Origin of the sequence: Kitasatospora sp. NPDC001527 (assembly GCF_040298605.1) — a bacterium.
GTDB lineage: Bacteria > Actinomycetota > Actinomycetes > Streptomycetales > Streptomycetaceae > Kitasatospora.
Genome location: NZ_JBEPAM010000068.1, coordinates 13,670 through 33,710, shown reverse-complemented (window position 1 = coordinate 33,710; position 20,041 = coordinate 13,670). Strand labels below are relative to the sequence as shown.

Sequence of the window (20,041 nt, the reverse complement as noted above, 5' to 3'; positions counted from 1 at the left end):
CGGGAGCCGGGGCGGCCGGCGGGTCCCGCTGGTCCGACCCCCGCGGTGGAACGGACGAACGGGCGGGGGGGCCGCCGGGGGGGGCCCCCCCGGCGGCGGGGGGGGCGGCCGGGGCCCCGCGCGCGGGCGCCCCGGGACCCGCGGCCGGGGTGGGACGGGGACCAGGGGCCGCGCTCGGGCGCGGACCCGGGGTCGGGCCACCCGGCTTGGGTGCACCCGCGGCCGAACCGGCCGCGGGCTGGGGCGCCGCGGGCTTCCGCGGGCCCGGCTTGGCAGCGGAACCACCACCGGTGGGGGCCACACCAAGCGCGTCAGTCAACTTGCGTACGACCGGCGCCTCGATCGTCGAGGACGCCGAACGGACGAACTCACCCAGCTCGGTGAGCTTGGCCATGACGGCCTTGCTCTCCAAACCAAGCTCCTTGGCGAGTTCGTAAACCCGGACCTTAGCCACTTCACTCCTGTCTATGAGTCCGGGGGTCTCGTCCGCCGGACCGTCGCTACTTCATGGGCGTACCCATCGCGTACTCATCGCGTACTCATCGAGTGCTCATCGCAATCTCGACCTACTTCCACATCGCGAGGTACCTGACTGGTGGCACGGCGTACGGCTGCCCGCGCGCCGTGCTTGTTGCGGTGGTTCTCCGCCGCGCGAGCGGCGGGCCGTCACGGGGAGCTGACGCTCACCCGCTGCTCGATGTACTCGCGGAGCCGCCCGGTGTCGAGCGCGCCCTGGAGCCGGAAGGCCCGGGGGAACGCCCGTCGGCGGACCGCGAGGTCGAGGCAGGCCGGTTCGGGGTGCAGGTGTGCGCCCCGGCCCGGCAGTGCGCCACGGGGATCAGGGACGCAGACGCCCTCGACCGCCGTGACACGCAACAGCTGGTGCTTGGCCGCGCGCTTGCGGCAGCCCACGCAGGTGCGTTCCGGGCGTGCTCGGACATGCGTCCGGCCAGACGAAGGCAAGTCTACCCCTCCGAAGGGACATGGCGCCGCCCCGCCGATCCCGGGGGGAACGGCAGGGACGGTTCCGGCAACAACGACTACGGGGCCGCGGATTCCTGCTCGCCGCCCTCGGTGTCCGGCCGGATGTCGATCCGCCAGCCGGTCAGACGGGCGGCGAGGCGGGCGTTCTGCCCCTCCTTGCCGATCGCCAGCGACAGCTGGTAGTCCGGCACGATCACCCGCGCGGAACGCTGGACGGCGTCCACGATCTCCACGCTGGTCACCCGGGCGGGGGACAGCGCGGCGGCGACCATCTCGCGCGGGTCCTCCGACCAGTCGACGATGTCGATCTTCTCGCCGTGCAGCTCGCCCATCACCGCGCGCACCCGGGAGCCCATCGGACCGATGCAGGCGCCCTTGGCGTTCAGCCCCTGGCGGCGCGACCAGACCGCGATCTTGGTCCGGTGGCCGGCCTCACGGGCGATCGCGGCGATCTCGACGCTGCCGTCCGCGATCTCCGGGACCTCCAGCGCGAACAGCTTCTTCACCAGGTTGGGGTGGGTGCGCGAGAGCGTCACCGAGGCCCCGCGCACACCGCGGCGCACGGCCACGACATAGCACTTCAGCCGGGTGCCGTGCCGGTAGTCCTCGCCCGGGACCTGCTCCTGCGGCGGCAGGATGGCCTCCAGCTTGCCGATGTCGACCAGCACGTTCTTCGGGTCGTTGCCCTGCTGGACGACACCGGTGACGATGTCGCCCTCCTTGCCCGCGTACTCGCCGAAGGTCTGGTCGTCGGCGGCGTCACGCAGCCGCTGCATCATGACCTGCATGCCGATGCTGGAGGCGATCCGGCCGAAACCGCTCGGGGTGTCGTCGAACTCCTTCGGCTCGACGCCCTCGTCCAGCTCCGACGCGTCCTCGGTCGCCCAGACCGTCACGTGGCCGGTCCGGCGGTCCAGCTCGACCCGGGCGCGACGGCGCGAGCCCTCGGTGCGGTGGTACGCGGTGAGGAGGGCCGACTCGATCGACTCGACCACGAGGTCGAAGGGGATGTTCTTCTCGCTGACCAGCGCGCGCAGGGCACTCATGTCGATGTCCACGGCTACGCCTCCTCGTCTTTCGTCACGTTCATCATGGTGCGGTTGGTGCGCAGGTCCTCACTCCGCACCGTCGTCCCCCTCGTCGAGCAGCAGCTCGTCGTCCTTGCGGTTGAACTCCACCTGGACGCGCGCACGGGCGACCTCGCCGTACTCAAGACGGCGCTCCTTGGGCCGGCCGCGGCCCTTCACCGGCTGCACCTCGACCAGCGCGCCGTCCTCGTCCGCCTCCAGCACCCGCGCGACGATCTCCCCGCCGTCGACCAGGTGGACCTTGGCCAGCCGGCCCTCGGCGCGGATCCAGTGCCGCGGCGCGCTCAGCGGACGCTCCGCGCCCGGCGAGCCGACCTCCAGGACGTACGCCCCGGAGCCCATCACGTCCGACTCGTCCAGCGCCTCGCCGACCACCCGGCTGAACTCGGCGATGGTGTCCAGGTCCACGCCGCCGTCGGCGTCCACGTCGATCTGCACCTGACGGCGGCTGCCCGCCTGGGTGACCTTGACGTCCTCCAGGTCCAGGCCCGCCTGCGCGGCCAGCGGCTCCAGCAACGCGCGCAGCCGGTCGGTGTGGGTGGTGCTCATCCGGGTGGACTCCTCGGCCGCGTCTGCTGTTGTCGGAAGGTCGCCCCGCGCCCCCGGCGCCGGTGCGGCGCGCGGCCGGGTCGCGGCAGCTCGGCCCAAAGCCTAGCCGGTGAACCCCCCAACCACCGATTCCGGCCCCGGCCCCGCCCGATCCGGTGCGAGCAAGCTCACACGCCTCCCGCACGAACTCATCCGCGCCCACAGACGTAAGGATTCTGTAATCATTCACGCCATCGAGGGCAGGCGGGCAGGCCGTCCTCCCGTACACGCCCCGGAGTGACACCCATGCAGCCGCCCAGCCGACGCGCCTTCCTCACCCTCGGGCTGCTCACGCTCACCGCCTGCACCGGCGGGCACGGCTCCGACCCCACCGCCCCGGGCGGCGACCGCCGGCGGCCCGACCCCGACGAGCCGGTCCGCCTGCGCGCCGTCGCGGCCACCGACACCCTCCTCGCCGGCTACGACGCCCTCCTCCCCCAGGCCCCGCAGCTCCAGCCCCTGCGCGCCGAGGTCGCCCAGCACCGCGCCGCCCTGCAGCCCACCACCACGACCGCCACCACCCCCACCACCGCACCCACCGCCCCTCCCCCCACCCTGGCCGCCCTGGCCGCCCTCGAACGCCAGACCGCCCAGTCCCGCCTCGCCGACCTCGGCGCCGCCTCCCCCCAGCTGGCCCGTCTGCTGGCCTCCGTCTCCGCCGCCGGCGTCCGGCACGCGGTCGCCCTCGGCGACACCGCCCCCTCCCCCGCCCCCACCGCGACCCCCACCGCCCCCGGCGAGACGGCCACCCCCTTCCAGGACGCCCTGAGCGCCGAACACGCCGCCATCTACGGCTACGGCGTGGTCGGCGCCCGCCTCCCCGACGACCAGCAGCGCACCGACGCCCGCACCGCCCTGGCCGCCCACCAGTCCCGCCGCGACGCCTGGCAGCGCCTCCTCGCCGCCACCGGCGCCACCCCCGCCGCCGCGGCCGCCGGCTACCAGCTCCCCTTCCCGGTCACCGACGCCCCCGCCGCCACCCGCCTGGCCGCCCACCTGGAAACCCGCCTCACCACCGTCTACGCCGACCTGGTCGCCGCCGTCCCCGCCCCCCACCGCACCGCCGCCGCCGACGCCCTGCGCGAATGCGCCCTCCGCGCCCACCACTGGGGCGCCGCCCCCACCGCCTTCCCCGGCCTCCCCGACACCAGCACCCCGACACCCGCCCCCACCCCCTGACGCCCGCCCCTCACCCCCAAGCGGGCGCGGGCAAAGCCCCGCGCCCGCAAAAAAGCCACCCACCCACCCACCCACCCACCCACCCACCCCCGCCCCTCCCGACCCCCCACCAGGCGAGAGGGACGCGCTGCGGGAGGGGGCGGCGTAGGGGGTGGCCGCGGAGAGGGGCGTCGCGGGTGATTTTCGGACTGCCAACAGCGAGCACCCCACCTCCACCCCACCGGCAGTCGGAAAATCATCCAGCCCCCGGAGCGGCCACCCCCGGAGCCGACCCCGCGCCCACCCTCCCGAGAGCCGCGCCGCACACACCCACACTGCACACACCCACGCCGCCGCCGACAATGGACCCCGTACCACCACGGGGGACCCACAACCGGAAGGCCAGCATGTCGGCAGCAGCACCCTTCACCGTCCCCGACTGGCTCACCCGCAGCATCACCGCCACCCACCCCGCCGAGGCCGCCGCCTGGCTCGCCGGCCTGCCCGCGCTCGTCTCCGCCCAGCTCACCCGCCTCGGCCTCACCCTGGACCGCGTCCTGGACCCCGGCGGCACCCTCAGCCTCGTCGCCTACGTCCACCGCGACGACGACCTCGGCCCCGCCGCCCTCAAGGTCTCCCTCCGCACCCCCGAGACCGCCCACGAGCCCGAGGCCCTCACCGCCTGGGCCGGTCGCGGCGCCGTCCTGCTCCTCGACGCCCACCGCACCGAGAGCTCCGGCGTCCTGCTCCTGGAACGCCTCCACGGCGAGGTCCCGCTCCGTTCCCTCGCCGAACCCAAGGCCATGCTGGAGGCCACCAGCCTCCTCCACCGCCTGTGGCTCCCCCTCCCCCCGGACCACGGCTTCCCCGGGCCCGCCCCCGTCCCGGCCCCCGAAGCCCCCGCCCTCCCCGAAGCCGCCCCCCTCCTCGCCGAGGCGCGGGAGACCGCCACCGCCCTCGCCGCCTCCGCCACCGAGCGGTTCCTCCTCCACGGCGACTTCCACCACGGCAACGTCCTCGCCGCCGACCGCGCCCCCTGGCTGGCGATCGCCCCCCGCCCGCTGGCCGGCGAACGCGCCTACGACCTGGCCCGCCTCGCCCTGGACCGCGCGGACACCCTCGTCGGCTCCCCCGGTCTCCCCGCCGCCGTCCGGCGCCGCCTGCACCAGCTCGCCGAGGCCCTGGACGTCGACCGCGAGCGGCTGCGCGGCTGGACCCTGGTGCGCGCCGTCGACCTGGCCCTGGCCGCCCTCGCCGCGAACCGCCGCCCCGAGGCCGAGCTCTACCTGGAACTCGCCGGCGCGCTCTGAGCCGGGCCGCCGCCGGCCCCCCGCAGCGGCAGCGTCGCCCCCATCACCGCGTACCGCCGCTCCGTGTTCGGGAAGTGCACGGCCCGCGCGAGGTCCCGGTAGCCCAGCGCCCGGTAGAGCCGCCGGGCCGGCGTCTCGGCGTCGATCGCGGAGAGGATGCTGCGGTCCAGCCCGGAGCGCGCGGTGAGCGCGCGGATCAGCGCCGAGCCGGCCCCCCGCCCCTGGAACTCCGGCAGCACGTGCAGTTCGGTGACCGCGAAGACGCCGTCCAGCCAGTCCCCGTGCCCCCGGGCCACCAGGTAGGGCTCGATCACGGTGCTCCACCAGTGCTCACGGTGGTTGGGCATGCCGTACCCGAACCCGACCAGCCGCCGGCCGTCGAAGGCCCCGAACGCGATCACCCCGGGCTGCTGGGCGTGCCGTCCGACGATGTGCAGCCGGACCATGACCTCCTCCGGCGTGAGCCCGAACGCCACCGCCTGCACGTCGAGGGCCTGCGGAGCCCACGCCGCGAGGTCGATGGCCTCGATCACCAGCCCGGCCACCCTGCTCTCCCCGGTCAACCCGATCCCCGCCCCCTCAGAAGAGCACGCTCATGAACGCCCCGACCTCCCGGAACCCCACCCGCCGGTACGCGGCCCGCGCTCGCAGGTTGTAGTCGTTGACGTACAGCGAGACCACCGGCGCCACCTCCCGCAGCGCGATGTCCAGCACGGCCGCCATCCCCGTCTCGGAGAGGCCCTGCCCGCGGTGCCCGGGTGCCACCCAGACCCCCTGGATCTGGCAGGCTCCCTGCGTGACGGCCCCGATCTCCGCCTTGAAGACGACCTGCCCGTCCTCCCCGAACCGGGCGAACGAGCGCCCGGTGGAGACGAGTTCGGCCACCCTGGCCTGGTAGAGCAGCCCCCCGTCGCCGGCCAGCGGCGAGACCCCGACCTCCTCGGTGAACATCGCCACGCAGGCCGGCATCAGGGTGTCGATCTCGCCCCGCCGCACCCGCCGCACCAGCGGATCGGGCCCGATCTCGGCGGACGGCACGCTCGTCGCGAGCAGCGGCTGGTGCGCCCGCACCTCCCGGGCCGGCCCCCAGCTGCGTTCCAGCAGCGCCCACAGCGCCGCGGTGGGCCCGGCCGGGCCCACGATGGAGGAGCAGCGGCGCCCCTGCCGCCGGGCCCGCTCGGCGAAGGCCTGGACGGCCTGCGGACCGGCGTTCACCAGCACCAGGTTGGCCCCGGCGTAGCAGAGCGCGTCGAGTTCGCCGTTCTCGTCGTACCAGCCCCACATCTCGCCGCCGAGCCGCCAGGGGTCGAGGCCGACGGCCTCCACCCGGGTGGCGACGAAGGCGTTGGCGACCGGGTCGCGGTGGAGGACGGCGAGGGCGTCGGCGAGGTCCGGCGGTTCCAGCACGCGGGTGGTCGCCAGGGCGCGGGCGGCCTGGAACGAGCTGGGGAGCATCACACCTCGATCGAGCATCGAGACAGCACCTTACTGAGACGACTCTGGCCGCACCCTACTCCGTGGCCCCGCCCGGCTACGGCCGCGGGGCCGTCCGCGCACGGACGGCCCCGCTTCCGGAAGAACTGCGCAGACCTACCCGGCACCGGGGTGGGTCACTCGCCGGCGGTGACGGTCGGCGCGCCGGACTCGACGCCCTCGGCCTCCATCTGCTCGGCGATCTTGAAGGCCTCCTCGATCAGGGTCTCCACGATCCTGGACTCCGGGACGGTCTTGATGACCTCGCCCTTGACGAAGATCTGGCCCTTGCCGTTGCCGGAGGCGACACCGAGGTCGGCCTCACGGGCCTCGCCCGGGCCGTTGACGACGCAGCCCATGACCGCGACGCGCAGCGGCACGTTCATGCCCTCCAGGCCGGCCGTGACCTCCTCGGCGAGCTTGTAGACGTCGACCTGGGCGCGGCCGCAGGACGGGCAGGAGACGATCTCCAGGCCGCGCTGGCGCAGGCCCAGCGACTCCAGGATCTGGTTGCCGACCTTGATCTCCTCGGCCGGCGGGGCGGAGAGCGAGACCCGGATGGTGTCGCCGATGCCCTCGGCGAGCAGCGCGCCGAAGGCGACCGCGGACTTGATGGTGCCCTGGAAGGCGGGGCCGGCCTCGGTGACGCCGAGGTGCAGCGGGTAGTCGCAGGCGGCGGCGAGCTGGCGGTAGGCGTTGATCATCACGACCGGGTCGTTGTGCTTGACCGAGATCTTGATGTCGCGGAAGTCGTGCTCCTCGAACAGCGAGCACTCCCAGAGCGCGGACTCGACCAGCGCCTCGGGGGTGGCCCGGCCGTACTTCTCCAGCAGGCGCTTGTCGAGCGAGCCGGCGTTGACGCCGATCCGGATCGGCACGCCGGCGTCCTTGGCGGCCTTGGCGATCTCGCCGACCTTGTCGTCGAAGGCCTTGATGTTGCCCGGGTTGACGCGGACGGCGGCGCAGCCGGCGTCGATGGCCGCGAAGACGTACTTCGGCTGGAAGTGGATGTCGGCGATCACCGGGATCTGCGACTTCTTCGCGATGATCGGCAGCGCGTCGGCGTCGTCCTGGGAGGGGACGGCGACCCGCACGATCTGGCAGCCCGAGGCGGTCAGCTCCGCGATCTGCTGCAGGGTGGCGTTGATGTCCGAGGTCACCGTGGTGGTCATGGACTGCACCGAGACGGGGGCGTCGCCGCCGACCGGCACGTTGCCGACCATGATCTGGCGGGAGACACGGCGCTTGGCGAGCGGCTTGAGCGGCAGAGACGGAATACCGAGCGAGATCGCGGTCATGTGCGCAGGGTTCCCCGGGGTTGAGGTGTGGTCGGTCCGGCCGCTGGGACGGCCGAGCCCGGACGCGCCGACGATCGCACGCCCGGGCTCCAACGGTACGGCACGGGAACGGGCGTCCGCGCACCCGCCGTCCCGCCGGTCTAACTGATCTTGACGGGGTTCACCAGGTCGGCCACGAGCACCAGCAGGGTGAAGCCGATGAACACGCTGGCCACCACGTAGGCGAGCGGCATCAGCCGGGCCACGTCGAACGGACCGGGGTCGGGGCGGCGGAACAGCCGGGCGAAGCGGCGGCGCACCGACTCCCAGGCCGCGCCCGCGATGTGGCCGCCGTCCAGCGGCAGCAGCGGCAGCATGTTGAAGAGGAACAGCGAGAGGTTGATCCCGGCGAGCAGGTTGACGAAGTAGGCGACCCGCTGGCTGCCCGGGATGTCCAGGGCGAACACCTCGCCGCTGACCCGGGCCGCGCCGACCATGCCGATCGGCGAGTCGGCCTCGCGCGGGGTGCCGTCCACCACCGAGTGCCACAGGCCCGGGATCTTGCCCGGAAGCGCGGCGAGCGACTTCACGCCGTTCTCCGCCATGTCGTACATCCGGTCGACGGACTGCCCGAAGCCGAGCTGGACCACGCCGCTGGCCGGGGTGAAGCCGAGGAAGCCGGCCCGCACCGTCTCGCCCTTGACCGGCCGGCCGTCGGAGTCGTACTTCTGCACGTCGTTGACGGCGATGGTCGGGGTGAGGGTGAGGCGCTGCCCGTCGCGCTCGACCACCAGGTCGACCCGCCGGCCGGCGGACTTCCGGATGTCGTCCTGGAGCTGCTCGTAGCCGGTGATCCGGTCGCCGTCGAAGGAGACCACCTTGTCGCCGGGCTTCAGCCCGGCCTGGAAGGCGGGCGCCACCGGCGCGTCGGCCGGGCAGTTGTCGGTCGGCTGGCCGGCCTTGACGACGCACTCCGAGACGGTGCCGATGGTCGGCACCGACATCGGGACGCCGAAGCCCATCAGCACGGTCAGGAAGAGCCCGAAGGAGAGGATCAGGTTCATGAACGGCCCGGCGAACATGACGATCACGCGCTTCCACGGCTTGCGCGTGTAGAAGAGCCGGCTCTCGTCGCCCTCCCTGACCTCCTCGTACGAGGCCTCCCGGGCGTCCTCGATCATGGTCCGCCAGGGCGAGGTGGAGCGCTGGGTGATCCGCCCGTCCGCGCCGGGCGGGAACATCCCGATCATCCGGATGTACCCGCCCAGCGGAATGGCCTTCAGGCCGTACTCGGTCTCGCCCTTCTTCCGTGACCAGACCGTCGGGCCGAAGCCGACCATGTACTGCGGCACCCTGATGCCGAACAGCTTGGCCGTGGAGAGGTGGCCGAGCTCGTGCCAGGCGATCGAGAAGAGCAGTCCCAGTACGAAGACCAGGATGCCGACCACCGTCATCACCGTTGCCACCGCTGCTCCTCCGTCATGCCGCTCCGCTCATCCTGTCGTCGTACCGGTCGTCCGGCGCTGCCGTCCGGGGGACCCGGATCAGCCCGCGGCCAGCTCGCGGGCCCGGGCGCGCGCCCAGTCCTCCGCGTGCAGGACGTCCTCCACCGTCAGCGAAGTTCCCGCCGCCGGGGTGCCGTGCTCGGCCACGACCTTCGCCACAGTGTCCACGATCCCGGTGAAGGCGAGGCGGCCGTTCAGGAAGGCCTCCACGCACTCCTCGTTGGCCGCGTTGAACACCGCCGGGGCGGTGCCGCCCAGCGTGCCGACCTCGCGGGCCAGCTCGACCGCCGGGAAGGCGTCGTTGTCCAGCGGGAAGAACTCCCAGGTCGCCGCCTTGGTCCAGTCGCAGCCCGGGGCCGCGTCCGGCACCCGGTCCGGCCAGCCCAGGCCCAGCGCGATCGGCATCCGCATGTCCGGCGGGCTCGCCTGCGCCAGCGTGGAACCGTCCGTGAACTCCACCATCGAGTGGACGACCGACTGCGGATGGACCACGACCTCGATCCGGTCGAACGGCACGTCGTACAGCAGGTGCGCCTCGATCACCTCCAGGCCCTTGTTCACCAGGGTGGCCGAATTGATCGTGACGACCGGGCCCATCGCCCAGGTCGGGTGCGCCAGCGCGTCCGCCGGGGTGACGCCCGCCAGCTCGGCGCGGCCGCGGTTGCGGAACGGGCCGCCGCTCGCGGTCACCACCAGCTTGCGGACCTCGGCCCGGGTGCCGCCGGCCAGCGCCTGGAACAGCGCGGCGTGCTCGGAGTCCACCGGCACGATCTGCCCCGGCCTCGCGACCGCCTTCACCAGCGGACCGCCGACGATCAGCGACTCCTTGTTGGCCAGCACCAGCACCCGGCCGGCCCGCAGCGCGGCCAGCGTCGGGCGCAGGCCGATCGAGCCGGTGATGCCGTTCAGCACCGAGTGGCACTCCATCGCCGCCAGCTCCGTCGCCGCGTCCGGACCGGCCAGCACGGCCGGCAGCGCACGGCCCGCCGCCTTCGCCGCCAGCGCCTCGCGCAGCGCCGGCTCGGCCGCCGGCTCGGCCACCGCCACGGTGTGCACCCCCAGCCGCAGCGCCTGCTCGGCGAGCAGTTCCACCCGGCCGCCGGCGGCCGAGAGGGCCACCACCCGGAACCGGTCCGGGTTGCGCAGGACCACGTCGATGGCCTGGGTGCCGATCGAACCGGTGGAACCGAGGATCACCAGCTCCCGGGGGCCGGAGGGGGTGGTCACCTCGGGGGTGAACCGCAGCTGCGGGTGGGCGAGCGAAGTCATGCGCCCATTGTGTCCTGCCCGGCTCCCGGCCCGGCACCACGGGACCGTTCCCGGGACGCCGGGCGCGCTCCCGGGCTACCGTCGGAGCCATGCGCATCGTCATCGCCGGGGGCCACGGACAGATCGCCCTCCGCCTGGAACGGCTGCTCGCCGACCGCGGCGACCGCCCCGCCGGAATCATCCGCCGCCCCGAACAGGCCGACGACCTCGTCGCCGCCGGGGCCGAACCGCTGCTGCTCGACCTGGAGGCCGCCGCCCCGCCGGAACTCGCCCGGCTGCTGGAGGGCGCGGACGCCGTGGTGTTCGCGGCCGGCGCCGGGCCGGGCAGCGGGGCCGCCCGCAAGCTCACCGTCGACCGGGACGCCGCCGTGCTGCTCGCCGACGCCGCCGTGCTGGCCGGCGTGCGCCGGTACGTCATGGTCTCCGGGATCGGCGCCGACGCCCAGGCCCGCTACCCCTCCGACGAGGTCTTCGAGACCTATCTGCGGGCCAAGGGCGCCGCCGACGACGCCGTCCGGGCGCGCACCGCGCTGGACTGGACGGTGCTGCGCCCCGGCCGCCTCACCGACGGCCCGGGCACCGGTCTGGTCCGGCTCGCGCCGAGCGTGTCGCGCGGGTCGGTCGACCGGCAGGACGTCGCCGCCGTGCTCGCCGGGCTGCTGCACGAGCCCGGCACCGCCGGACAGACCCTGGAGCTGGTGGCCGGCAACGCGACCGTGGCCGAGGCGGTCGCGGCCGTCGCCGGCCACGGCTGAACCCGGCCACGGCCCGGCACGCGCGAGGGCCCGGCCGCACGGTGCGGCCGGGCCCTCGCTCAGGTCACCCTCAGAGGTCGAGGCCGGTGAGGACCAGGACCTTCTCGACGGTGTAGTCGTCCATCGCGTACCGGACGCCCTCACGGCCGACGCCGGAGTCCTTGACGCCGCCGTACGGCATCTGGTCGGCGCGGTAGGACGGCGCGTCGCCGATGATCACACCGCCGACCTCCAGCTCCCGGTGGGCGCGGAAGGCGGTCTGCAGGTCGTGCGTGAACACACCCGCCTGCAGGCCGAACAGCGAGTCGTTGACGGCCGCGAAGGCCTCGTCCACGCCGTCCACCTTGTGCAGCGACAGGACCGGGCCGAACACCTCGGAGGTGGCCAGGATCGCGTCGGCCGGCAGCTCGGCCAGCACGGTGGGGGCGTAGGTCGCGCCCTCGCGGGTGCCGCCGGTGAGCAGCTTCGCGCCCTTGGCGACCGCGTCGTCCACCCAGGACTCCACCCGCTTGGCGGCGTTCTCGTCGACCAGCGGGCCGACGTCCGTCGCGTCGTCGTTGGGGTCACCGGTGACCTGCGCCCGCACCTTGGCGACGACCTTCTCCGCCAGCGCGTCGTACACCGACGCGTCGGCGATCACCCGCTGCACCGAGATGCAGGACTGGCCGCCCTGGTAGTTGGCGAACATCGCGATCCGGGTGGCCGCCCAGTCCAGGTCCGCCTCGGAGGACCAGTCGGCGAGCACCACGGCCGCCGCGTTGCCGCCCAGCTCCAGGGTGGTGTGCTTGCGCGGCACCGAGTCCATGATCTGGTAGCCGACCTTGTCCGAACCGGTGAAGGAGATCACCGGCAGACGCGGGTCCTGCACCAGGGCCGGCATCCGGTCGTTCGGCACCGGCAGGACGCTCCAGGAGCCGACCGGCAGGTCGGTCTCGGCCAGGATCTCGCCCAGCACCATCGCCGACAGCGGGGTGGCCGGGGCCGGCTTGAGGATGATCGGCGCGCCGACCGCGATCGCCGGGGCGATCTTGTGGGCGACCAGGTTCAGCGGGAAGTTGAAGGGGGCGATGCCCAGCACCACGCCGCGCGGGAAGCGCCGCACCACCGCGAAGCGGCCCGTGCCGCCCGGGTCGGTGTCCAGCCGCATGGTCTCGCCGTTGGTCCGGCGGGCCTCCTCGGCGGCCCAGCGGAACACCGAGACGGCGCGGCCGATCTCACCGCGGGCCCACTTGATCGGCTTGCCGTTCTCGGCGGTGATCAGCTGGGCGATCTCCTCGGTGCGCTCGGTCAGCCGCCGGGCCACGTGGTCCAGGGCGGCGGAGCGCACGTGCGCGGGGGTCGCGGCGAACACCGGCAGCGCGGCGACGGCGGCCTCCAGGGCCTCCTCGACCTGCGCCTCGGTGGGGATGCTCACCTTGCCGACCAGGCGGCCGTCCCAGCTGTTGTGCACCTCGAAGTCGGCGTCGCCGCTCGCCCGGCGGCCGGCCAGCCAGAAATCGTACGTGGTGGTCACCGTGGTACCGGCCCTCTCCTCGTCGTCCTCACGCCCCACGGACGTGGAGCCAGAACCGAGGGTAGGGCGGCCGACGCGCCGACCGGATTGGACACCGAGTAGCGTTCGCCCCCACCGCCACTCCACCGCGTCCAGCCCCGAACGGGCGCCCCCGCTCACTCCTCGCCGGAACGCAGCGCCAGCCAGAGCTCCATCCGGACGTCCGTGTCGTCCAGCGACCGCCCCAGCAGCTCCTCCACCCGCCGCATCCGGTAGCGCAGGGTGTGCCGGTGCACCCCGAGGTCGGCCGCCGCCGCGTCCCACTGCCCGTGCCGCGACAGCCACGCCCGCAGCGAGGCCACCAGATCGCCGCGCGCCGTCCGATCGTGCTCCCGCAGCGGCCGCAGCAGGCCCTCCGCGAAGGCCGTCACGGCGTCCTCACCGAGCAGCGGCAGCAGCGAGCCCGCGCCGACCTCCTCGTGGTCCACCGAACGCCGCCCGCCGCGCAGCGCCACCGCCAGCGCCCGCTCGGCCTGCGCGTGCGCCGTCCCGGCGTCCTCCAGCGCGGCCGGCGCCGACACGCCCAGCGACAGACCCTCGTGCTCCTCCACCGCCCCCAGGCACGCCCGGTGCACCGCGCCGTTGTCCAGCGCCAGCACCATCAGCCGCGCCCCGTGCGCGCCGTCCTCCCGCGCCACCAGCAGCTTCTCGCCGACCCGCGACCCGGCCTGCTCGGCGCGGTCGCCCAGCTCGCCCAGCGCCTCCCCGGCTTCCGCCCCCTGGGCCGCCCCGGCCACCAGCACCCGCACGGTCCCCTCCGGCAGCCCGCCGAACAGACCGGCCGCCACCTGGCGCGCCGTCGCCACCTCGCCGGCCAGCACCATCCGCAGCAGGGCGGCGCCCATCCTCTCCTCGGCCTGCCGCAGCTCCCGCGACCGCTCCAGGGTCAGCGTCAGCAGCGCCACCGCCGCGTTCAGCACGTACCGCTCGGTCGGCGTGATCCGGTCCTCGGTGCCCACCGCCAGGAAACCCCGGGCCCGCCGGTCCGCCCCCAGCGACTGGACCACCACGTAGTCCTCGTCCGCCGTGTCTATCCCCGGCGCGCGGCCCTGCAGCGCGGCACTCGACGGCGCCGGCCGCCGGCGCAGCCGGTCCACCTCCGCCGCCAGCCGCCCGGCCCGGCGCGCCGCCCAGTCCGGCGCCACCACCGACAGCGCGCCCGAGCCGTCGTACAGCGCCGCCCAGCCGCCCAGCCGGGCCGCCAGCCGCCGCACCACCGCGGTCGTGCCGTCCTTGCCCAGCGCGGCCCGGGTCAGCTCCTCCTGCGCCTCGAAGCTGGTCGTCACCGCCTCGTACTGCTCGGCGGCCAGCGCCGCCGACACGACCTTGCTGATCGCGATGAACGGCGTCGGCTCCGGCACCCGCAGCAGCGGGAGGCCGCGCTGCGCCGCCGCGTCCACCAGCGGCTGCGGGACCTCGGTGTGCGACAGGCCCACCCCCAGTCCGAGCCCGACCACCCCCGCGTCGGCCAGCCGGTGCACGTAGGCCTGCAACTGGGCGGCCGTGCGGCCGAGCTTGATCCCGGTGGTGAGCAGCAGCTCGCCACCCTCCAGGAACGGCGTCGGGTCGTCCAGCTCGCTGGTGTGCACCCAGCGGACCGGCCGCTCCAGGTGGTCCGCACCGGCGAGGACCGTCAGATGGAGCGAGGTGTTGCGGACGACGGAGGCAAGTGTGGGGGGCATGGCACCTTCGAGGGAACGACCCGACCGCGCCGTTGCGGCCGGGCGAGAGAGGACTGGGGGTCCTGGGGGGATCCCACTTCTCATTATGGACGCCCCGGACAACCGGCACTGCCGAATCCACCTCGAAGGCGAGCTTTGTCCGCGCCCCTCTCCTCCCCTCCCCCGCGGCTCTCAGCCCCGGAGGTCCACCAGCAGCGGCGGCACCTGCTCCCCCGACACCGCCGTCAGCGACAGCACCGCGTGCCCGGCGGGCAGCGCGTGCGCCAGGTCCGACGGGGACCAGCGCAGCCGTTCCACCTCCCGGGTGGTCACCGACTCCGTCTGGGCGGTCGTCCCCGACAGCGCCTTGCGGCCCAGCCGCCCGGCCCGCCGCACGATCCCGCCCGAGGTGTCCGGCGCCAGGGTCACCGCCGTCTCCCGCACCAGGTGCGTGCCCCAGGCCTCCGAGAACAGCCGGCCGTCCCACGGCGCGATGCCCGGGAACGCCGCCCGGCAGCCCACCGCCCCGAACAGCGGCGCCCGCAGCGCCTCCGGCAGGTCGACCAGCGTCCGCAGCAGCAGCACCACCCCGGCGTTCGCCCCGCGCAGGCGCTGCAGCCCGCGCACGATCCCGGCGTCCAGGGCCGCCGAGGCGTCGTCCACCACCAGCCCGGCGAACAGCGACCGGTCCCCGCGCGCGCCCGCGGCCTGCACGAACTGGCCCACCAGCAGCCGCGACAGCATCCGCGCGGCCTCCGGGTGGCTGTGCTCCGGCAGCTTCACCCGCACCCGCAGCGGATGGTCCAGCACCCGCATCGCGAACGGCGGACGGCCCGTCCCGTCGGTCGCGAACACCCCCTCGAAGGCCGGCCGGTCCAGCAGCGCCAGCCGGTCCGCCAGCAGCGCCCCCGGATCGTCCGCCCGGCCGCGCTGGCGCTCCCGGTGCTCCAGGTCCCGCTCGTACGAGCCCAGCCGGCCCGCCGCCCGCAGCCCCTTCACCAGCGACTCCAGCGCCTCCGCCTCCCCGGCGAGCAGCGCCCGCAGCTCGCGCACCCCCGGGTAGCGGCCGAACGCGGCGTGGAACGGTCCCACCATCTGCTGCAACGCCGTCCGCGCCGTCTCGGCGCGCGCCGTCAGCTCGTCGGGCAGCAGCGCCTCCGCCAGCCGGGCCGCCGCCTCGTCCGGGTCCTGCGCCCCGCCGTACAGGTCCAGCCCGTAGCGGGACGCGGCGTGGCCCGGGGCGATCACCACGTCGTACCAGTCGTCCGGCCCGAGGTCCGCCTCCGCCGACCCGATCACCACCGCGCACGCCGTCCCGGCCAGCGCCTGCAGGCACAGCGCCTCCGCCACCGGGCGGGCCAGCCGGGCCGTCTTCCCCGTTCCGGCCGGGCCCACCGCCAGCAGCGAGGTGCCCAGCACCGCCGGGTCCAGCGCGAAGCCCGCCGCCCGGTGGGTCAGCGGGTTCTTCGGCACGTCCTGCGCGGTACCGAGCCGCACCTGGGCCAGCAGCAGGTCGTGCCGCTCCGCCCGCCCCGGCAACTCGCGCGCCTCCGACGGGTGCGCGAACGCGGCGGCGCCGCGCAGCGCCACCTGCTCGTCGAAGGCCGGCACGAAGGCCCGGTCGGCCTGGGCGGACTCCCACGCCCGCTGGATCCGCACGTAGTCGACGTCCCCGACCGCCTCGCCGTCCAGCCGCCCGGCCGCGGCCGCCGCCCCGCCCTGCCGCAGCACCGCCCACGGATCCCGCAGCCGCACCGTCTCCGCCTGCTCCTCCACGGACGCGGGCTCCTCCTCCGTCACCGTCCGCGACAGCAACGGCATCGCGTACCGCCGCCACACCTCCACCCACCGGCCCATCCGCCCGAAGACCTTGATGACCACGGCGATCGAGATGACGTTGACGACCAGCAGCGTGAACATGGCCCCGGCCTCCGAAGGCTCGGCAAGAGGGCCGATCCCCGTCTGTCGGCCGAACCAGACCAGCAGGTACATCAGCAACTGGGTGCCGTAGAGGTAGGCGAACCACGCCACCACCGCATTCAGGCCCGCGCGCAGGAGGAGGGGCCAGGTGGGGACCTTGGCGGCCTCGGCGCGGTCGGGGTCGAGCTGCCGGTAGCCCTCGCGGAAGACGCCCGGGGCGGCCTCCGGCCGCGGGGCCGCGACCCAGGCGGCGAGGTCGAACGGCGCGCGGGCCGGGGGTCGCGGGTGCGGCATCGGGGTGGACGCGTTCCGGGGGATGGCGGTGGTCCGCTCGCTGTGGCTCCGTGCCCCGTCCAGTCCCATGTACGGCCCCGCTCCCTCGCCCGCCGGCCCGACCGCCGTCGGTGCCGCCCATACCCATGCCGCCGCCCCGGCGACACGCCCGCGCTCAATGTAGTGGAGCGCGGCCCGCCGGTCGTGGCGTCGCGCGCGCTGGCCGCCCCGGACAAGTCGGACGGCCCACTGCTACCGAGTGGCGCATGCCCGCCCGGAGAGCACCGCCGTAGCCTGCGAACTACCGAGCCGAAGAGTCTGGAGAAACCCATGAGCGCCGCAACGCCGCTCCCGCAGGAGCGCCGCCTGGTCACCGCGATCCCCGGTCCGAAGTCGCAGGAGCTGCACGCCCGCAAGCTGGGTGCGGTGGCGGCCGGCGTCGGCACCACCCTTCCGGTGTACGTGTCCCGCGCCGGCGGCGGCGTGCTGGAGGACGTGGACGGCAACTCGCTGATCGACTTCGGCTCCGGCATCGCCGTGACCAACGTCGGCAACAGCGCCGAGGCCGTCGTGGCGAAGACGACCGAGCAGTTGGCCGCCTTCACCCACACCTGCTTCATGGTGACCCCGTACGAGGGTTACGTGGCCGTGGCCGAGCAGCTGAACGAGCTGACCCCGGGCGACCACGAGAAGCGCACCGCGCTGTTCAACTCCGGCTCCGAGGCCGTCGAGAACGCGGTGAAGATCGCCCGCGCCTACACCAAGCGCCAGGCCGTCGTGGTGTTCGACCACGGCTACCACGGCCGCACCAACCTGACCCTGGCGCTGACGGCGAAGAACATGCCGTACAAGCAGGGCTTCGGTCCGTTCGCCCCCGAGGTCTACCGGGTGCCGGTGGCCTACCCCTACCGCTGGCTGACCGGTGCGGAGAACTGCGCCGCCGAGGCCGCCGCCCAGGCGATCGACACCATCAACAAGCAGATCGGCGCCGAGAACGTCGCCGCGATCATCATCGAGCCGATCCAGGGCGAGGGCGGGTTCATCGAGCCGGCCAAGGGCTTCCTGCCGGCGATCGTGGAGTTCGCGAAGGCGAACGGGATCGTGTTCGTCGCGGACGAGATCCAGACCGGCTTCTGCCGCACCGGCCAGTGGTTCGCCTGTGAGGACGAGGGCATCGTCCCGGACCTGATCACCACCGCCAAGGGCATCGCCGGCGGTCTGCCGCTGTCCGCGCTGACCGGCCGCGCCGAGATCATGGACGCCGCGCAGACCGGCGGCCTGGGCGGCACCTACGGCGGCAACCCGGTGGCCTGCGCGGCCGCGCTGGGCGCCATCGAGACCATGAAGGAGCAGGACCTCGTCGGCAAGGCGCAGCGGATCGGCGAGATCATGCTGGGCCGCCTGCGCGCCCTGCAGGAGAAGTTCGCCGACTCCGACCGTGTCCGCATCGGTGAGGTCCGCGGCCGCGGCGCGATGATCGCCGTCGAGCTGGTGAAGCCGGGCGGCAAGGAGCCGAACGCGGAGGCCACCGCAGCCATCGCCAAGGCCTGCCACGCCGAGGGCCTGGTCGTGCTGACCGCCGGCACCTACGGCAACGTGCTGCGCTTCCTGCCGCCGCTGGTGATGCCGGAGCACCTGCTGAACGAGGGCCTGGACATCCTCGAGGGCGCGTTCGCCGCCGTCTGAGCCAGCCCGCGGCCGCGGCGACGGCCCGCACCGCACCGAAGACCCGCCGGAGGGATGTCCGGACAGCGCTGAACGGCCCGTGGGGACCTCGTCCCCGCGGGCCGTTCGGTTCGAACCCGGCGTGACGCGACCGGCGCGGACGGTGAAGATGGTGTGCGGAATCGCTGAAGCTCCTCGGCTGCGCACGGACCTTGACGTAGTGTCATCACAGATGGACAGCGAGCCCCAGCCATGGGCGGATCCGTCCGCGGCACCGCTCTCCGGGGCGGCTCCGCGCGAGGGCCGCGAGGACAACCAGGCCGTCCCGCCCGGGGCGGTGCATACCGAAAGCCGATCGACCGGCCGTCCGACCCACACCCCCCGGGGCGCACGGAGCGGCGATCATCAGGGCCGCCCCGGAGCTCTCCCCCCTGCTCCGGGGCGGCTGCCTCGCGTCCTGGCGCACCCGGTGGGGCCGGCGGTCCTCGGGGTGGTGCTGCTCCTGGTGTCCTGGCAGGTCGCGGTGGACGGGCCGCTGCTGGGGCTGGACCGCTGGACCCGGCACGCCGTCCTGGAGACCCGGCACGCGCTGCGCAGCACCCTGCTCAACCACCTCGGCAAGGCGCTCTCCGACCTGGGCGGCGGCTCGGTGGCGGTCCCGGTGCTGCTGTCCGGCGCGGGAGTGGCGGCCTGGCGGGAGTTCCGGGCGGGCTTCGCGCGCTGGTGGCTGCCGGTCCCGGTGGCGGTGCTGACGGCCGGGCTGATCCCGCTGCTGGTCGTGCCGGCGAAGGCGTGGTTCGCGCGGCCCGGGCCGTTCGGGCTGCCGCTGGCGGCGGACCAGTGGGGCTGGTACCCGTCCGGCCACACCGCGACCGCCGCGCTCGGCTACGGGGTCGCGGCGCTGCTGCTGGCCCGGGCGGCCGGCCGGCGGGCGCGGCGGGTGCTCGCCGCGGGAACGGCCCTGCTGGTGGCGGGTGTCGGGCTCGGGCTGGTGTGGAGCGACTACCACTGGCTGCTGGACGTGGTGGCCAGCTGGTGCCTGGGCGGCCTGGTGCTGTGGACCCTCGCCCGGTGGCCGCTCACCGGCCGCCCGGGCACGCCCCGGACGCCGCCGCCCGGGCGTTAGCCTCCAGCTGCCCGGCCTTCAGCCGTCAGCCCTCGGCCGGGTCCTCGTCGTTGCGGTGGACGAGGCCGGGCTCGCCGTTGTCGCGGTGCCACTCGACGACCAGTTCGTCGCGGGCACCGAAGCGGACCAGGTGACGGCCGACGACGTCCTCCAGGCCGGGCAGGTTCTCGGTCGCGCCCTCGACCGCGAGCAGCAGCGCGTCGGGGGCGGCCTCCAGCGTGGCGGTGCCGGCACCGAAGACGAGGGTGCCGCGGCCGGTCTCCTCGGACCAGTCGGCCTGGATCTTGCGGCCCATGTGGGCCGCGAGCTGCTTGGCGTAGCGGGCGGAACGGGCGGTGGCGACGCGGGCTTCGGAGCGGGGCACGGGCCCTCCAGAGTCGGGGGAGGGAACTTAGGGTGCCCTCACTTGTGGTCTACGCTAACCCAGATACTGAGCC

18 protein-coding genes are annotated in these 20,041 nt (G+C 74.4%); 5 read left to right on the top strand and 13 right to left on the bottom strand.

Features of this window, described 5'->3' with window-relative positions; genetic code table 11:
- From ABT238_RS35665 to rimP, 4 genes are all read right to left on the bottom strand, one after another.
- Positions 1 to 454, bottom strand: a 454-nt coding sequence (locus ABT238_RS35665) for a translation initiation factor IF-2 N-terminal domain-containing protein (protein WP_502891495.1), incomplete at its 3' end; no start/stop codon positions are given.
- 212 nt (positions 455 to 666) lie between these two features.
- The gene (locus ABT238_RS35660; RefSeq protein WP_350571593.1) at positions 667 to 912 is read right to left on the bottom strand and encodes a YlxR family protein; all 246 of its coding nucleotides are present in this window, start codon (positions 910 to 912) and stop codon (positions 667 to 669) included.
- 128 nt (positions 913 to 1,040) lie between these two features.
- Positions 1,041 to 2,042, bottom strand: coding sequence for a transcription termination factor NusA (nusA, locus tag ABT238_RS35655; protein WP_350571594.1), 1,002 nt, complete (start codon positions 2,040 to 2,042; stop codon positions 1,041 to 1,043).
- A 57-nt stretch (positions 2,043 to 2,099) separates the two neighbouring features.
- The gene (rimP, locus tag ABT238_RS35650; RefSeq protein WP_350571595.1) at positions 2,100 to 2,621 is read right to left on the bottom strand and encodes a ribosome maturation factor RimP; all 522 of its coding nucleotides are present in this window, start codon (positions 2,619 to 2,621) and stop codon (positions 2,100 to 2,102) included.
- 804 nt (positions 2,622 to 3,425) lie between these two features.
- On the opposite strand from rimP, the gene ABT238_RS38865 reads away from it, so the two are divergent.
- Complete coding sequence (locus ABT238_RS38865) at positions 3,426 to 3,839, top strand: ferritin-like domain-containing protein (protein ID WP_502891496.1); 414 nt, start codon at positions 3,426 to 3,428, stop codon at positions 3,837 to 3,839.
- Positions 3,840 to 4,225: 386 nt separating this feature from the next.
- Complete coding sequence (locus ABT238_RS35640) at positions 4,226 to 5,128, top strand: aminoglycoside phosphotransferase family protein (protein WP_350805046.1); 903 nt, start codon at positions 4,226 to 4,228, stop codon at positions 5,126 to 5,128.
- On the opposite strand, the gene ABT238_RS35635 is transcribed toward ABT238_RS35640, so the two are convergent.
- The 5 genes from ABT238_RS35635 to dxr all read right to left on the bottom strand — a co-directional run bounded on the left by ABT238_RS35635 (position 5,101) and on the right by dxr (position 10,652).
- A complete protein-coding gene (locus ABT238_RS35635) occupies positions 5,101 to 5,673 on the bottom strand; it encodes a GNAT family N-acetyltransferase (RefSeq protein ID WP_350571598.1) in 573 nt (190 codons plus the stop codon). The genes ABT238_RS35640 and ABT238_RS35635 overlap by 28 nt on opposite strands.
- Before the next feature lie 34 nt (positions 5,674 to 5,707).
- Positions 5,708 to 6,583 carry a GNAT family N-acetyltransferase gene (locus ABT238_RS35630; RefSeq protein WP_350571632.1) on the bottom strand — a complete coding sequence of 292 codons (876 nt, stop codon included), beginning with the start codon at positions 6,581 to 6,583 and terminating at the stop codon, positions 5,708 to 5,710.
- Between the two features lie 155 nt (positions 6,584 to 6,738).
- Positions 6,739 to 7,899, bottom strand: coding sequence for a flavodoxin-dependent (E)-4-hydroxy-3-methylbut-2-enyl-diphosphate synthase (ispG, locus tag ABT238_RS35625; protein WP_350571600.1), 1,161 nt, complete (start codon positions 7,897 to 7,899; stop codon positions 6,739 to 6,741).
- Positions 7,900 to 8,039: 140 nt separating this feature from the next.
- The gene (locus ABT238_RS35620; protein ID WP_350571601.1) at positions 8,040 to 9,344 is read right to left on the bottom strand and encodes a M50 family metallopeptidase; all 1,305 of its coding nucleotides are present in this window, start codon (positions 9,342 to 9,344) and stop codon (positions 8,040 to 8,042) included.
- Positions 9,345 to 9,422: 78 nt separating this feature from the next.
- Positions 9,423 to 10,652 carry a 1-deoxy-D-xylulose-5-phosphate reductoisomerase gene (gene dxr / locus ABT238_RS35615; protein WP_350805037.1) on the bottom strand — a complete coding sequence of 410 codons (1,230 nt, stop codon included), beginning with the start codon at positions 10,650 to 10,652 and terminating at the stop codon, positions 9,423 to 9,425.
- A gap of 89 nt (positions 10,653 to 10,741) precedes the next feature.
- On the opposite strand from dxr, the gene ABT238_RS35610 reads away from it, so the two are divergent.
- A complete protein-coding gene (locus ABT238_RS35610; RefSeq protein ID WP_350805030.1) occupies positions 10,742 to 11,407 on the top strand; it encodes an NAD(P)H-binding protein in 666 nt (221 codons plus the stop codon).
- Between the two features lie 70 nt (positions 11,408 to 11,477).
- On the opposite strand, the gene ABT238_RS35605 is transcribed toward ABT238_RS35610, so the two are convergent.
- The 3 genes from ABT238_RS35605 to ABT238_RS35595 all read right to left on the bottom strand — a co-directional run bounded on the left by ABT238_RS35605 (position 11,478) and on the right by ABT238_RS35595 (position 16,903).
- Entirely contained in the window at positions 11,478 to 12,920 is a 1,443-nt protein-coding gene (locus ABT238_RS35605; RefSeq protein ID WP_350571606.1) for an aldehyde dehydrogenase family protein, read from the bottom strand.
- 155 nt (positions 12,921 to 13,075) lie between these two features.
- Positions 13,076 to 14,641, bottom strand: coding sequence for a PucR family transcriptional regulator (locus ABT238_RS35600; RefSeq protein WP_350571607.1), 1,566 nt, complete (start codon positions 14,639 to 14,641; stop codon positions 13,076 to 13,078).
- A gap of 171 nt (positions 14,642 to 14,812) precedes the next feature.
- Positions 14,813 to 16,903, bottom strand: coding sequence for a type IV secretory system conjugative DNA transfer family protein (locus ABT238_RS35595; protein ID WP_350805024.1), 2,091 nt, complete (start codon positions 16,901 to 16,903; stop codon positions 14,813 to 14,815).
- Positions 16,904 to 17,143: 240 nt separating this feature from the next.
- Between ABT238_RS35595 and gabT the strand changes: the two genes are divergently transcribed.
- Positions 17,144 to 18,499 (top strand): 4-aminobutyrate--2-oxoglutarate transaminase, encoded by a 1,356-nt coding sequence (gene gabT / locus ABT238_RS35590; RefSeq protein ID WP_350571611.1) that lies wholly within the window; start codon positions 17,144 to 17,146, stop codon positions 18,497 to 18,499.
- A gap of 448 nt (positions 18,500 to 18,947) precedes the next feature.
- Positions 18,948 to 19,604 (top strand): phosphatase PAP2 family protein, encoded by a 657-nt coding sequence (locus ABT238_RS35585; protein WP_350805017.1) that lies wholly within the window; start codon positions 18,948 to 18,950, stop codon positions 19,602 to 19,604.
- Positions 19,605 to 19,629: 25 nt separating this feature from the next.
- Here ABT238_RS35585 and ABT238_RS35580 read toward each other — a convergent pair whose 3' ends face one another.
- On the bottom strand, positions 19,630 to 19,968 hold the full coding sequence (locus ABT238_RS35580; protein ID WP_350571615.1) for a DUF2218 domain-containing protein: 339 nt from the start codon (positions 19,966 to 19,968) through the stop codon (positions 19,630 to 19,632).
- Positions 19,969 to 20,041 lie beyond the last annotated feature (73 nt).